General features: G+C 43.0%; 13 protein-coding genes and 1 pseudogene. 7 read left to right on the top strand and 7 right to left on the bottom strand.

The features are described 5' to 3' along the window. Window positions 1-130: 130 nt before the first annotated feature. The 6 genes from BLS49_RS08260 to BLS49_RS08235 form a co-directional block, all read right to left on the bottom strand. On the bottom strand, window positions 131-1,210 hold the full coding sequence (locus BLS49_RS08260; protein ID WP_091228288.1) for an ABC transporter ATP-binding protein: 1,080 nt from the start codon (window positions 1,208-1,210) through the stop codon (window positions 131-133). Window positions 1,211-1,239: 29 nt separating this feature from the next. Then, window positions 1,240-2,898 (bottom strand): ABC transporter permease, encoded by a 1,659-nt coding sequence (locus tag BLS49_RS08255; RefSeq protein WP_091228286.1) that lies wholly within the window; start codon window positions 2,896-2,898, stop codon window positions 1,240-1,242. Window positions 2,899-2,982: 84 nt separating this feature from the next. After that, complete coding sequence (locus BLS49_RS08250; protein WP_091228284.1) at window positions 2,983-4,020, bottom strand: ABC transporter substrate-binding protein; 1,038 nt, start codon at window positions 4,018-4,020, stop codon at window positions 2,983-2,985. Between the two features lie 18 nt (window positions 4,021-4,038). Next, entirely contained in the window at window positions 4,039-4,827 is a 789-nt protein-coding gene (locus tag BLS49_RS08245) for a DUF3919 family protein (protein ID WP_091228283.1), read from the bottom strand. Between the two features lie 61 nt (window positions 4,828-4,888). Next, window positions 4,889-6,304 carry a sensor histidine kinase gene (locus BLS49_RS08240; RefSeq protein ID WP_091228281.1) on the bottom strand — a complete coding sequence of 472 codons (1,416 nt, stop codon included), beginning with the start codon at window positions 6,302-6,304 and terminating at the stop codon, window positions 4,889-4,891. Window positions 6,305-6,307: 3 nt separating this feature from the next. Continuing rightward, window positions 6,308-6,973: a response regulator transcription factor gene (locus BLS49_RS08235; protein ID WP_091228280.1), complete on the bottom strand. Its 666-nt coding sequence runs from the start codon at window positions 6,971-6,973 to the stop codon at window positions 6,308-6,310. A 450-nt stretch (window positions 6,974-7,423) separates the two neighbouring features. Between BLS49_RS08235 and BLS49_RS08230 the strand changes: the two genes are divergently transcribed. From BLS49_RS08230 to BLS49_RS08205, 6 genes and pseudogenes are all read left to right on the top strand, one after another. Next, window positions 7,424-7,726, top strand: coding sequence for a DegT/DnrJ/EryC1/StrS family aminotransferase (locus BLS49_RS08230; RefSeq protein WP_245742306.1), 303 nt, complete (start codon window positions 7,424-7,426; stop codon window positions 7,724-7,726). Then, entirely contained in the window at window positions 7,719-8,594 is an 876-nt protein-coding gene (locus BLS49_RS08225) for a sugar phosphate isomerase/epimerase family protein (protein ID WP_091228278.1), read from the top strand. The genes BLS49_RS08230 and BLS49_RS08225 overlap by 8 nt, the downstream gene beginning before the upstream one ends. Then, complete coding sequence (locus BLS49_RS25605; protein WP_091228276.1) at window positions 8,591-9,088, top strand: M20/M25/M40 family metallo-hydrolase; 498 nt, start codon at window positions 8,591-8,593, stop codon at window positions 9,086-9,088. The genes BLS49_RS08225 and BLS49_RS25605 overlap by 4 nt, the downstream gene beginning before the upstream one ends. Before the next feature lie 18 nt (window positions 9,089-9,106). Continuing rightward, a pseudogene (locus BLS49_RS08215) lies at window positions 9,107-9,907 on the top strand (hypothetical protein); the annotation flags it as partial. Next, window positions 9,904-11,022 carry an Ldh family oxidoreductase gene (locus tag BLS49_RS08210; protein ID WP_091228272.1) on the top strand — a complete coding sequence of 373 codons (1,119 nt, stop codon included), beginning with the start codon at window positions 9,904-9,906 and terminating at the stop codon, window positions 11,020-11,022. The pseudogene BLS49_RS08215 and the gene BLS49_RS08210, both read left to right, overlap by 4 nt. Further along, the gene (locus BLS49_RS08205; RefSeq protein ID WP_091228270.1) at window positions 11,019-11,300 is read left to right on the top strand and encodes a hypothetical protein; all 282 of its coding nucleotides are present in this window, start codon (window positions 11,019-11,021) and stop codon (window positions 11,298-11,300) included. The genes BLS49_RS08210 and BLS49_RS08205 overlap by 4 nt, the downstream gene beginning before the upstream one ends. Before the next feature lie 445 nt (window positions 11,301-11,745). Here the strand turns inward: BLS49_RS08205 and BLS49_RS08200 are convergent, their stop codons facing one another. Further along, a complete protein-coding gene (locus BLS49_RS08200; protein WP_091228267.1) occupies window positions 11,746-11,988 on the bottom strand; it encodes a hypothetical protein in 243 nt (80 codons plus the stop codon). A gap of 629 nt (window positions 11,989-12,617) precedes the next feature. Between BLS49_RS08200 and fabD the strand changes: the two genes are divergently transcribed. Further along, complete coding sequence (fabD, locus tag BLS49_RS08195; RefSeq protein WP_091228265.1) at window positions 12,618-13,826, top strand: ACP S-malonyltransferase; 1,209 nt, start codon at window positions 12,618-12,620, stop codon at window positions 13,824-13,826. Window positions 13,827-13,844: the final 18 nt, after the last annotated feature.

Here is a 13,844-nt window from a genome sequence, read left to right as displayed (position 1 = left end):
AGTAGAAAAATGGAGTAGAATTCCTGCACTTTTCCAGGTTTTTCTGAGTCATGGACTCAAGTAAACAAACTATAATTATACGCCAAAAAGGAAAACGAAATGTTTTCCTTTTTTTGTATCAGTTGGTTTTTTAGTCATTGTTTTTTTTAATGAGATGAAGTTTGTCCGCAGAGGCTGTGATGACTACTTCTCCAGTATAGTGGGTTTGTCCTATGTCATAGGCATCAACAATCCATTCCTTACCGGCATTGTCCTCTAGGAAATAACGTTCCTTCTCGCCAAGGAACATGGAGGATTTCACAGTAGCGCGAATGCAGAATTCTCCGCCATCGGGATGATTGATACGAAGTGATTCAGGACGAACGCTGAGCAATACCTGCTCGCCTTTGTTAACAAGAACCTTGGCAAGCACTTTAGTCGGAGTTTCCTTTCCATAGCTCACCAGTGCTTCACGTTCATTATGCTCCAATACAGTAGCTTCGATGAAATTAGTCGTACCGATAAAATCCGCTACATACTGTGTACGAGGCTCATAATAAATTTCATGTGGCGTGCCGTATTGGTCAATAGCCCCTTTGTTGAAAACAACGACATAGTCGGACATGGAAAGAGCTTCGAGCTGGTCATGGGTAACATAGATTACTGTCAGCCCAAGATCCTGTTGAATACCCCGCAGCTCAACCCGAACCTCCTCACGAAGCTTGGCATCAAGGTTACTTAGAGGTTCATCGAGCAGGATAATCGGTGAATTCATAACCAGTGCACGAGCCATGGCTACACGCTGCTGCTGCCCACCGGACATCTCATGCGGATAACGTCCTTCTAGTCCAGTCAATTTTACTTGAGCGAGGGCCCCCTTTACACGTTTCTCAATTTCTTCTTCAGGTCTTTTTTTAATATCAAGTCCGTAAGCAATATTATCAAATACGGTCATGTGAGGGAATAATGCGTATTCCTGGAACACCATCGGTGTGCCGCGTTTGTATGGAGGAAGGTCGTTAACTTGTTTGCCGTCGATCCATACCTCACCTTCATCAACCGTATAGAACCCAGCGATGGAACGGAGCAGGGTTGTCTTGCCGCAACCACTTGGCCCAAGAAACGTAATGAATTTACCTCGTTCAATTTGCAAATTTATATCTCTCAGTACATGGTTATTGCCGAACACCTTGTTTACATTTTTTAAGTCAAGAAGCACTTGTGGTTCCATGAGGTTCACTCCCTTTTTTAACTACTTATCTAGAAGTCGAATATTTTTACCTTGTCGCGGAAGATCAGCTTGATAATTCCAAGCGTTCCGAGTGTTGCACCCATCAAGCCGACAGCCACTGCTGCTGCCCAGTAATAAGTTCCGGTCTCTGCGTAGTTGAAGATGGATACAGCGGCCACGACCCACTTCGGCGTGATGAGGAAGATGATAGTACTCAAGGTGTTCATATTTTTCATAAACGCATAGACAAAATTGGCTACGACGGTTTTTTGCAGCATTGGGAATACAATCGTGGACAAAGTCTTTTGGCTGTTCGCCCCAAGGTTCGTAGCAGCTTCTTCAATGGATTTATCCACTTGCTTGAAGGCAGCCGTTAATCCACGATATCCGACAGGCATCTGCTTGAGCAGCATGGCAATGACGATGAGCGCCGCTGAACCCTGTAGAACAATTGGTCCTTTGCTGAATGCAACAATTAAAGCCAGACCTACGAATGTTCCTGGGAGTGCGATAGGTAATACAGCGGTAAAATCGAGCGCCTTTTTGCCTGGGAACGGTTTGCGAATGATAACATAAGCCAGTACCAAAGCGAAAGCAACGGCCAGAACGGCACTAATCAGAGACAACACCAAACTGTTAAGAACAGCTGGGCTTGAAGAGCTGAATACTACTTTCATAATGTGGTCGAGAGTAAAGGTATTGTCACGACCAAAGTTTTTCGTAAAGGCGTACAGAATCGTAATAGCAAACATTGAAATAATGAACAATGAAATCAAGCTGTTAAAAATAAAGAGCATGGTATCGGTTTTCTTAGATGTAGTAATCCGTTTCAGCCCGGATACCGGTTTACCCGTAATCGTAGAGTAGGAACCTTTTGAGAGAACCTTATTTTGAAGCCAAAAGACAAGAAGTGCAGGAATAACGAGAATGATACCCATAACGGAAGCAAGTCCAGGTTCGTTGTTAATGATTTCCCCGTAAATTTCTACCGCCAGCAAGCTGTAGTTACCACCGATCAGTTTTGGGTTACCGAAGTCTGCGAAGCAGTTGATCGCTACGAGCAGGAATGCATTGATTACGCCCGGAAGAGCTAGCTTCAATGTAATAGTACGGAACAGCTTAAAGCCTCTCGCACCAAGGTTTTGCGCAGCAATTTCCAGGTTAGGAGAAATGGAGCGCAGGACGCCGGTAATCGTCATATATGCCAGTGGGAAGTAGGAGATCGTCTGTACAATCCACAATCCCGGAAGGCCATACAAATCTAGCTCAATGTTAAAATTTGAATTCAGCCATTGGGAGATCATACCACCGCGGCCAAACAACAACAGGAACGCCAGACCACTCATTACCGATGGAGCAAGGAGCGGTATAAATGCGATGAAGCGGAAAAATTTCTTGCCCTTAATATTGCTATAGTTGATTGCATAAGCGTATATAAATCCGACAACGGTTGCTGTTAAAGCGGATAGAGAGGAACTGACGATCGTATTAAGCAGTGCTTTACCATACCGTGGTTTACTGAAAAAAGTACCCCAGTTGTCAAAACCTGATGTAAATACAACGACGATCAGCGGATAAATAACGAACAGAATTAGAAAAATAAAACTAGTAAGCACAAGTATGAGTGACGATGGATCCTTGAAGAGCCTTTTCATCGACTCCCCAGTGCCTTTTTTTTCTTTCATCATAGGTGGCGACACCTACCTTTCTGCTATTCAATGAAGGAGGCATTGTCTTAAGCATCAAGCCTCTAACAATGCCTCTTGTCTCTTTTATTTCAAATCCTTCAAAGCGTTTTGCAAATCTTTACGCTGAGAAGCTGCTGTCCACAAGTCATAGGAGGTGTTGTATTTTGTTGTCTTGATGTCGATACCGCCTTCTGGAACAGGGATAGATGGTTTAACTGATACTGAGAACGCAGATGAAGTATAAATTGTACCTGGTTCTTCAGTTAGCATGAAGTCCATCAATTTCTTGGCAGCTTCAGTGTTAGGGCCATTTTTCACGATAGACAGAGCACCGACTTCATAACCGGCTCCTTCAGGAACGACACTGACAATGGGATTGCCTTGTTTTTTAATTTTGAGTTGGTCGCCAAGGAATGTAACACCAATGGTGTACTCGCCTTTAGCTGCTTTTTGAATCGGTTCGATACCGGATTTAGGTCTTTCTTTCAAGTTAGGCAGCAATTGTCTAACAAAGTCGATCATTTCGTCTTGACCCCATACTTGAGCAAGGGATGCAACTGCAGTATAAGCAGTACCGGACGTAGCTGGGTCAGACATACCGATTTCACCTTTAAACTTAGGATCTAACAAATCCTTGAAGGTTTCAGGGTATGGGTCATTACCATATTTTTCTTTCCAACGATCTTCATTAATACCGATAGCGATTGGATTCAAGTAGAATCCAGTCCAAAATCCTTCAGAATCTTTCATATTGTCAGCGATGTCAGAAGCGTTAGGGGATACATAAGCTTGAAGAGCTCCAGCGTCTTTCAAAACTACGTGAGAGTCAGCTGGACCACCCATCAAGAAGTCAGCTTGAGGCTTCGCCATTTCGTTCTGAACCCGAGAAACCGCTTCACCACTTGGAAGACGGAGGATATCATAATCAATGCCTGTTTCTTCTTTAAATCTATCAAGAATTTTACGTGCCTCTTCTTCTTGGAAAATAGAATAGACAGTAATTTTCCCTTTGGTTTTACCACCGAAAATCCCCGATTTGTAACCAAAGAATCCGGCGATTAATACAACTGCAATAACGGATAAAATAATGATGGAACTTTTATTTTTCTTCTGTCTTGCCATACTTCAACCCACCCTTTCTTAATAAGAAGCGTCGTTGAGTTTGAAATAGGCTCTTTGATTTGTCTCATCAAGCAGGTCATATACGACAAAATAGATGCTGCCGAATCGATCGAGATGTATCCAGTGTTTTCTCGGCTGATCGTACTCCTCAAGCTGAATGACAAAATGTGCATTCGGCTGCTGCTCTACATTATCGAAATGGCTGAAATCTATAATGCGCGCTGCGGATCGAACCTCGCCTATTAGCGCTTTCCTTTCGTCCGATGAAAGAGAGAATAACTCGCCGTTCTCTAGCTTGAACACTTCGTTATCTTTCTTTTCGATGGCGTTTCCGATCGTCGATGTTGTTAATACTTTGTCAATCAACGTGCTCTGCAACTTGCGAATGTTCGCGCTTACATTTAGCGAGTTGACCGATACATCTCCGAACCGAAAAGCATTTGTCTCAACCGTAAACGGTATATCCTCCTGATCCAGATAGGCCATCATACCAGTAAGGAGTAGACGCGGAGATTTATTATGTCTCCGATCATTACCAGATGAGAGCAAGTCTGAGAAAGAAGATTTCAGCTTAAGAAGTTCCTTTGGATCATCAATGGTGATGGTTCCAAGACCCGGATAAGTAAGGCTTACACGCATTGGTATACCAGTAAACCTGTTTGGGTCATCTTGCGATGGAGCTACTACGCTAACTTCATTCATAGGAATTCGGAAGATATAAGAGCAAATGCCAATTAACAGACAGCCTATTACGACTTGAACCAAGATGAGGCGAAACCATGAAAGCCCTTTCTTATCCTCTGGCATTTACTTTACCTCCCCTATATCTCAGAAAAATCGCAGAATTGTATCAGTTTTGTAACAGCGCTTACATTTGTAAGTACCTATTGAATTTAAGCAGAACTTCTGTACCGACACCTTCATGGGACTGAATGTTGATTGCACCGCCTTGCAATTCCATGAACTGTTTAACTAACGGCAGTCCAAGGCCATGAGTATCACTGGAAATCTCGCGATCCTGCTTCTCTGATGATGGGAGAAACAGCTTCGTTAATTGATCCTCTGGAATGCCTTTACCGTTATCCTTAATGCGTATGATGGAATACTGTCCTTGATCAGCCAGCTTGATTTCCAGATACGTACATTCACTGTGCTTAATCACATTGCCAATAACATTGAATAGCACTTGCTGAGTTCTTTTTGGATCAACATATACTTCACTTGCCGATCCTCTGACCGTAGAAGTAATATGCGATTTTTGAATGGTTGGAAGAAGTATGCTCAGACTTTCTGTGACAAGTGTCTTGAGATCAGCCAGCTCCATTCTAATCCTCCATTCTTCCTCGCCCTTTAACGACGTCTGAAGCAACTCCTCCACCATTGTTAGTAGGCGGGAGCTTTCCTTACGGATGTACGTATTACAGTCACGGATGTTGTCCAGAGTATCCAATTTATCTATCAAATCAGAAAATCCAATGATAGAGGTCAAAGGAGTTTTTAATTCATGAGTCATATTATCGTAAAAAGCCTTCTGCTTACCTTGTTCATAATGCAGCATCTCGATATGATGCTCTAGTGCATCAGACATCTGATTGAAGTTTTGCGCCAATTCTCCCACTTCATCCTTCGTTTCTACTTTAATTTTTTTACTGAAATCACCTACGGACACAAGCTTGAGTGCTTGTTGCAATGCTTGCAGTGGCTTCATCAGAAAAGAGGAGAAGGAATAGGTAGCAAAAAGAGACAATATGAGACAGCCAATGGCTGCTCCTACGAACCAGATTCTCATTTGACTAAGCGTCTGGATATTCTGATTCAAATCAAGCAAATATCGAAAACCTCCGACTATTTTTCCTTCGTACCAGAAGGGGGCGGAGTAGATTAAATATTGTGTTCCTTCACCTGCGGCAATCACCGTTGCGGCTTCTCCCTGCAAGGCGGCGGTAATATCGCTTCGTTTCAGCAAGTTATCCTTATCCGTACTGCTGCCAACGATAGTCTCATCTGGAGCAAAAAGCTGAACCTGCAAATTAATGTTGGAGGCGAGGTGTGAAGCAATGAAGGGAGCATAGGTCCCGGAAAACAACTCATCCATATTGATTTTTTTATCGCTAACAATTTTTAGTGCTTCAATACGATGCAAGGCGAAATACTGACTGAGTGTCTGGGTATCCCGTTCAATCATACTCTTGTTCAGCGTGTAGTTTACAACAAAATACATCGCTGCAAGCAGCATAATGATGGTCACGGCATGTTGGAGAAACATTTTATTCCGCAACCCCATAGCTTAAACCTCCAGTTTATAGCCTGTTCCGTGTACGGTGGCGACTAGATAATCGTTAGGCTTCATTTTTTCTCTTAATCGATTGACCATCATGTCAACCGAGCGGGTGTGACCGTAGTAATCAAATCCCCATACTCGATCAAGAAGCTGCTCACGGGTGAAAACTTTCTTGGGATTTGTGCATAGCAGCCACATAAAATCAAATTCCTTGCTCGTTGTTTTGATCAGTTGTCCGTTCAGCTTGAGCGAACGCTCTAGTTTATCGATCTCAATACATCCGATGCTGATTGTTTCTGGAGGAACCGTGGCCTTCATTCTTCGCATAACGGCTTTTATTCGTTCTAGCAGTTCTCTCGTCTCAAACGGTTTCGTCAAATAATCATCTGCCCCGAGCTGAAAACCGAGTATTTTATCGTTCATCTCGTTTTTTGCCGTTAGAACAATGACAGGAATCGACGTGTATTCCTGCTGCATTCTTTGCAGAAGCTCAAACCCCGATCCATCGGGCAACATCAGATCAAGCAGAACGAGGTCGCTATGTTCAGCTTCCAGCTCAGACAACCCGTCCGCAACCGTACCTACCGCTTTCGCCTGAAAGCCTTCTACCTGTAGGCTCAGCTTAAGGAGCGTCTGAATACTGGAGTCGTCCTCAATAATCAATATTTTCATAGATGACCCTCTTTTCTAGTATGGCTTGTTGTATATATATTAACTTACTTTTTTCTGACGGTTCCGGCAAGGCAAAGAGAGATGAAAATAATAGTGATGTGAAAGGTTTTTTACCAGATTTCAAACAGTCTGCGATTAAAAAGTAGTTTTGTGAGGAAAAAAGTCAGATAGAGTCACTAAGCCTATTGTTCGCGTCTAGAGTAAACGAGCAACTCATTTCCTCTATGGATTGTAATGTAATTTCCTGATATACAGCACGATTGAGTGCTTTTTTTAGTTGACAGAAGCAACATAAAACGATGGGAACAAATTGCGAATTTTATGTGACAGACAATTTTTTACAATTATTTATATAAATTAAAGTAAAATTTATATAAAATTATAAAAGATGTAAATTAACTCCATTAAATTTCGAAGGCATTTTCCAGCCTGGCTACGCAGGTACATGTAGTGACAAAAACGCCATATGAACGTGTCTATTACACCTATGTGCTTCAAGCAGAACGTCGCGATGAACTACGCGATCACCTGAGCCGCGAGGGGATCGAAACGAAAGTGTATTATCCTCGAACGCTTCCGTTGCAGCCGGCGTTCTCTTATTTAGGACATCGGGAAGGGGATTTTCCAAACGCAGAAGCTATCTGTAAGCGTTCAATTGCCTTGCCTTTGTACGCTGAAATGCCGGATGCTCATGTAGAGCAGGTGATTGAACAAGTATTGAATTTTTATGCGAAGGTGAAGGCTCATGTCTAGGCAGCATCCTTATTTACTGTCTGGATTAGGTGATGAAGCCGGTCAATCGCTTGGTGAGCAGATTCGGGCGCATCTGGATCTTGGCTGGGAGGAAATGGAATTAAGATCGCTTCAAGGTGAGTTTCTTTCTGATTGGGATTATGGGGTATTTTTGGGTGTTTGCCGTGATCTTGCTGCAGCCGGGCTTCGCGTTACGGTCATTGATTCACGTATAGCCAACTGGTCCCGACCGATTACGGCGCCTTTTGAGCAAGATGAGGAAGAGTTGAGAATACTCGCTGATCGGATGCATACACTGGGTTCCAGGAATGTGCGAGTGATGTCTTATCCTAATGACGGGCTTCCGGAAGATGAATGGCGAGACCGCGTTGTTGAGCGGATGCATCGATTGACGGAGCTGGCTGCAAAGAACGAGATTGTTCTTCTGCATGAAAATTGCTCCGGCTGGGGTGGGGAATCAGCCGAGAACTGCCTCTCTCTGATCCAAAAAATCAATCATCCGGCTTTTCGTCTTTTGTTTGATACGGGGAACGGCATTGCTTACAAATATGATGCTTTTCAATTTTTGCAGCAGGTTTGGCCCTATGTAGAACATGTTCATATCAAAGACGGGATGCGAAAGCGAAGTGATACGATATACACGCTTCCCGGAGAAGGGCATTCAAAGGTACGAGAATGCGTGAAATGGCTGTATGACCATGATTATCGAGGCATCCTTGCGATTGAACCCCATTTGCATTTGATTCCGCATTTGCAGCAGAGCGGGGGAGGCAGCGATATGAGCGCCTCATATATAACATACGGACGTCATTTTGAGCGATGGTTAGCGGACATGTTCTCCTCCACTGAGGGAGGTGTATTTATTTGATCAGCAAATCGCTGTTTACTTCAGATCATGTGGAATTACTGCACGAATTGCTTAAATTGGACACCGTATCTCCAATGGAGACAGGACGAGTGTCGGAAATCATGACTGCGCAGACGCTTTATGCTAATTTTGCAGCGGAACGAACTCCCTGTAAAGTGGTCCATCATGCTCCGCCTCATCCGCGTTTGCTGCAAAATGAAGCAATCCCCCTATCTGTCCAGGAACGAGCCGAAGAAATGGGCAAGGCATTCTGGGAGAGTCAACCCAGTATGGTACTGCTCATAGGAGAACAACGCCTTCTGGAAGAAACAGTCATGTTCAATTTTCATATGGATACTGTAGAAGGCTCTTTTCCGGTGAGTTATGAACGCGAAATCTTTGTGGGTCGTGGAGCAGTCGATATGAAGGGGGCAGGCGTTGCATTGCTCGCGGGGATACAGTCTGCCTTAGCCGAGGAGCCTGATTTACTTGATGATCTCTCGATTCTGATTTAATGCGTCTCTGGGGAGGAAGGCGGCGCCATGGGAGTTTACGGCACGAAACCGCTGATTGAGCAGGGTTGGCTGGGCAGGCTGAATATTTTTGCAGAGCCTTCAGGCGGGTATTATTTCGATCAATCTACTACTTCTATGACGGCTCGCATCGAGGTTAACGGTCGTGATTCTACAGATGATGCGCCGCACAATGGGCATAATGCGACATTGCTTCTAGGGTTTTTGGCACAGTATTTAGTAGATGAACTGTCACAGCGCATTGAGGATGACCATGGAAAGATGTGTCTTGCTGGTTTGTATACAGGGCAAATGCACAATAAGGTGTTTGGCAGCGGTCAATGTCATATTAACTTTGCGTATTCATCAACTGAAAGCGGTGATAGAATCCGTTGCTGGGTGGAGGAAGTTTTTTCAACAGCTTTACACAGTTTTACCGCCAAATATGCTTCTATAGGCATCGCCGCATTAACTGCTCAGGAAGCGAAAAAAATCTGCAAGCTAACGTGGGTGAAGCAAGGACTGCCGGTCTTGCAGAATCGACATGCGGAGCTTGAACAATTCCTGTATCAGCTTGGAATGGTTCGTAATCCCGATGAACTGCAGGAACAAGCTTTTACTTGCGATGCTATGTGGGCACAGCGTCGGGATGTTTATTCTATTGTGTATGGACCAGGAAGCTTGGCTGATCATTTGGCGCACGCGGATGGAGAGTACGTGCACCTTAGCGATTTAGAGCAATATGCAGGCTCGATTTGCAAATTGCTACAAGCTTATGCATCTGTTTTGCGCAATAAACGAGTGAAGGAGTTGAATAGATGAGCAGCGTATTTGTACAGGTTCAGCGGGAAGCTTTGCACAGTTTTGTAGCAAATACTTTCCGTTCCAGCGGCATGTCGGAAGAGGATAGTTTATTAGCAACAGAGGTACTCTGCTACGCCGATGAGAATGGCTTCGATACCCACGGTGTGGCCAATTTGGATCGGATCTATATCTCAAGCCAGCAGGATGGCCGAATCCATGCTCAAGCGCAATACGAGATTGTAACTGAAGCTCCCGGTACTGCTTTGATGGATGCCAGGAACGGTTTGGGGCTGATTGCCGGAGCACGGGCCATGGAGCTTGCTATCGAAAAGGCGAAGAATGTGGGGATTGGTTGTGTTGTGGTTCGCCACAGTTCTCATTTTGGAAGTGCGGGTTACTATACCGGAAAGGCTCTTGAAGCAGGAATGATCGGGATGGCGATGACCAATCTTGGTTCGCAGACGATTGCCCGCCCGATCGGAGGCAAGGTAGCGATGATTGGTACAAATCCGATTGCGGTAAGCGCACCGGCGGGTGAGGTGCCGCCTTTTGTACTGGATATGAGCACTACGGTGGTTGCTACAGGCAAGATTCAAGCGGCGAGACGACGCGGGGAATCGATTCCTGAAGGCTGGTTAATTGACGATGAAGGCAAGACGGTTACAGATCCTAATGCCTATTTTGATGGGACAGGCCATTTACAAATGCTCGGTGGTTCGCTGGAGACAGGGGGAGCCAAAGGATACGGTTTGGGCTTAATGGTTGATATTCTATGCGGTGTATTGTCCGGTGCTAATGTAGGTCCGGACCCGAGACTGCTGGAGCCGGATGGTCAGAGATATGGACAAGAGGATCAGAATATCGGTCATTTTTTTCTGGCCATTAATATAGATGCTTTCCGTCCGAAAGACGAATTCAAATCACATATGGATCGTATGCTGCTGACACTGCTGGGATGTCCGACAGACAGCTCTGTGAAACAGGTTGTATATCCGGGTTATTTAGAGACGGTACGCAAGCAAGCCTCCGATCTTGTTCAGCTTGATATCACTGTTTATGAACAATTGACTAAACTGGCTAATCGATTGGGCTTATCCGAGTTGAAAGTTGAGAAGGAGGTATCTGTTATATGAACATTCGTGTCGGAATCATCGGTATGGGGGTTATATCCAAATTTTATGTAAAGAGTCATTTTGAGGTAATCCCTGATGATAGCTTGCGAGAAGGTTTGAATGTCATACTGGCGACGGGTAAACGTTGTGCCCCTAACCAAGCTGAGGGATGGTCAAACCACCTGTATCGAAGCGATTCACAGTGGCATAAAGAAAATACTACCCTAAAGTTCATTCCTTACTTTACATGGGCAAATTGCGGACTTGGTGAAATGTTGGTATGGGTAGAAGAATCCTGAAAAGTTAGGCAATCAACAATAAGAGAGGCTGTCCCAAAAGTTATCTAAGATAATTTTGAGGGACAACCTCTTCTTTAGCAGTGGAAAGGCTAGTTATGAGGAAAAGCTGCAAAAATGCAGTTTTATTAAAGTAGCCATGAAAGGATGCACAAAAGCCTGCAAAAATGCAGGAATATGTTTCAGAATAGACTAGTTTGAAGAGAATCCTTAGAGAAAACCTGCACATTTGCAGCAATTTAGGGCATTTAGGGGCTTTACATAAACAAAGCCTGCACATTTGCAGGAATTTCAGGAATTCCGCATCATGACACTATTAGACATGAGATACGGTCATAGAATGTTTGGCAGGATCAAGCGGTGCAGGGACCATCTTCCTTGCACCGCTATTTCTAGTTTTGACAGTAAACCTACTTTTGGAACAGCCCCTTCGTATATGAACCTATAATTATTTTTTTGCAGAATAAGCAAAAATGGAAACGATAAATCCGATGATCAGCAGCGCAATTGGTGATCCAATGAGGAGAAAGAGAGATGATGTCATACCTTCATAGGACGTTGTTCCGATTACAACAGGAATTTCTAGTCCAGCTATGGTTAGAATGAACAAAACGACTCCGACGATTAGTCCCAAAATTCCGAAAATTTTAAGGTATCTTGCTGTAAACGAACCGAATGATTGTTTATCCACTGATAAATACCTCCAATATTCATTGAATTAAGATGCCTCTAATTTCCCAAGCGTTCTAAGCTGAGCTTGTAAGATGGTTCCATGAAATATATGCCACGATAAGCAATCAAATTCCAATCGAAATATATTAATTCCATATAGTGGATTGTTTATTTTGATGCTATGTCAATAAACTTCGCATAAACAAAAGTGAAATTTGAAATTTTATCGTTTACATTTCTGATTCAGATTTCTAGTACATTCATTTAAAGGTGTAAATGAATGTTTATACCACGATAATAATAAATTAACACTCATGGATTAATATAATATTAACTTTTATGGTAAATATGAGATAAAATGAAAAAATATATTGAAATTCCAAAATATAAATATTATTGTAATATACGAAAGTTATATTTTAAAATAATACATTAAAGTAATTTATAGGAAAGATAGTAGAGGAAGGGATTGGAACATCAAATGGATTAATATTAATTAATACCCAATTTAATACAAATAATAACAAAAAATAATTTATTTACATAAATAAGAATTTAATAAAATTTATATTCTATTAACTAACATTTTACATCAAAGATTTCTAGCAATCTTATTTCCTCATCATTGGTCAAAGAGGTGAAAATTAAATGAGTCAAGCAGCATTGGTATTTCCAGGCCAGGGCTCACAATATGTAGGAATGGGCAAGTGGCTATTGGAAAATTATTTTGAAGCTCGTGAGATCTTTGAAGAAGCAAATGAAATTTTAGGAATGGATCTAAGGGCGCTTTGCCTGGATGGAAGCTTGTCTGAGTTATCCCGAACGATGAATGCTCAGCCGGCGATACTTACTGTAAGCACGATAGCACATCGTTTCTACATGAACGAGATAGGAATACAACCAAGGTTCGTTGCAGGACATAGTCTTGGAGAATACTCAGCATTAGTTGCTGCTGGAGCTCTGAGCTTTGACAGCGCATTATACATAGTGCGTCAAAGAGGTCTGCTTATGGAAGAATCGGCTAAGGATGGAATCGGGATTATGGTTTCAGTAAAGGGAGTCAGAAAAGAGTGGATTGAACAGGTATGTAGGGAAATCACTTCGGATGAAGCTCCTGTAGTCGTGTCTTGCTATAACACCTCAAAACAATACGTTGTTTCTGCTCATCGCAGCTCTGCTCCCAAATTATTGGACATACTTGACCGAAATAAGGTGGGCCATGTACCTCTAAATGTAAGTGGACCTTTTCACAGTCCTCTGATGCAGCAAGCTGCAGACAAGCTGTCGTTCATTCTCGATCAATGTACTTTTCAAAATTGGAACGTTCCTGTCATTTCTAACTTAACGGGACGTCCTTATATTTCTCCACTCGATATTGCACATAGTTTGCTTTTACAAATGACTTGTCCTGTTATGTGGGAGCCATCGATATGCTTCATGAGTAAACAGAAGGTAAATTTATTAATCGAACTTGGGCCAGGCTCTGTTTTACGCAACATGATCAAAGATATACCAGTACAAATTGAGGCGTTCGCTTTTGATAAAGAAGAAGATATAACTCGATTTAAGAATGACCATATGTTGCTCCATAAAAATACGAATTTTATTAACCGATGTCTTGCACTTGCTGTATCCACGCCAAATCAGAATGAAGCTGAAGACGAATATGAAGCGGGAGTGGTGCAGCCCATAAGAAAGCTGAAGCAAATCCATGCAGGATTTGAGCAGGACGGCGGGGTTTTGGCGGAGGAACAAAAGAGTGCGGCTTGCGAGCTAGTACGCTGCATTTTACAGACAAAGGGACTTTCAGAAGGGGATATTGTTGGCAATATGAACGAATTGGTGCTTTCACTATGAAATTAAATCCTATTGCAG

The organism is Fontibacillus panacisegetis (assembly GCF_900102215.1).
Classification (GTDB): domain Bacteria; phylum Bacillota; class Bacilli; order Paenibacillales; family Paenibacillaceae; genus Fontibacillus; species Fontibacillus panacisegetis.
This window is presented reverse-complemented; position numbering and strand designations above follow the sequence as displayed.

Excerpts from the sequence above, each read along its gene's own strand:
- BLS49_RS08260 (WP_091228288.1), bottom strand. The coding sequence starts at position 1,210 with ATGGAACCACAAGTGCTTCTTGACTTAAAAAATGTAAACAAGGTGTTC.
- BLS49_RS08255 (WP_091228286.1), bottom strand. The coding sequence starts at position 2,898 with ATGATGAAAGAAAAAAAAGGCACTGGGGAGTCGATGAAAAGGCTCTTC.
- BLS49_RS08250 (WP_091228284.1), bottom strand. The coding sequence starts at position 4,020 with ATGGCAAGACAGAAGAAAAATAAAAGTTCCATCATTATTTTATCCGTT.
- BLS49_RS08245 (WP_091228283.1), bottom strand. The coding sequence starts at position 4,827 with ATGCCAGAGGATAAGAAAGGGCTTTCATGGTTTCGCCTCATCTTGGTT.
- BLS49_RS08240 (WP_091228281.1), bottom strand. The coding sequence starts at position 6,304 with ATGGGGTTGCGGAATAAAATGTTTCTCCAACATGCCGTGACCATCATT.
- BLS49_RS08235 (WP_091228280.1), bottom strand. The coding sequence starts at position 6,973 with ATGAAAATATTGATTATTGAGGACGACTCCAGTATTCAGACGCTCCTT.
- BLS49_RS08225 (WP_091228278.1), top strand. The coding sequence starts at position 7,719 with ATGTCTAGGCAGCATCCTTATTTACTGTCTGGATTAGGTGATGAAGCC.
- BLS49_RS08210 (WP_091228272.1), top strand. The coding sequence starts at position 9,904 with ATGAGCAGCGTATTTGTACAGGTTCAGCGGGAAGCTTTGCACAGTTTT.
- BLS49_RS08205 (WP_091228270.1), top strand. The coding sequence starts at position 11,019 with ATGAACATTCGTGTCGGAATCATCGGTATGGGGGTTATATCCAAATTT.
- fabD (WP_091228265.1), top strand. The coding sequence starts at position 12,618 with ATGAGTCAAGCAGCATTGGTATTTCCAGGCCAGGGCTCACAATATGTA.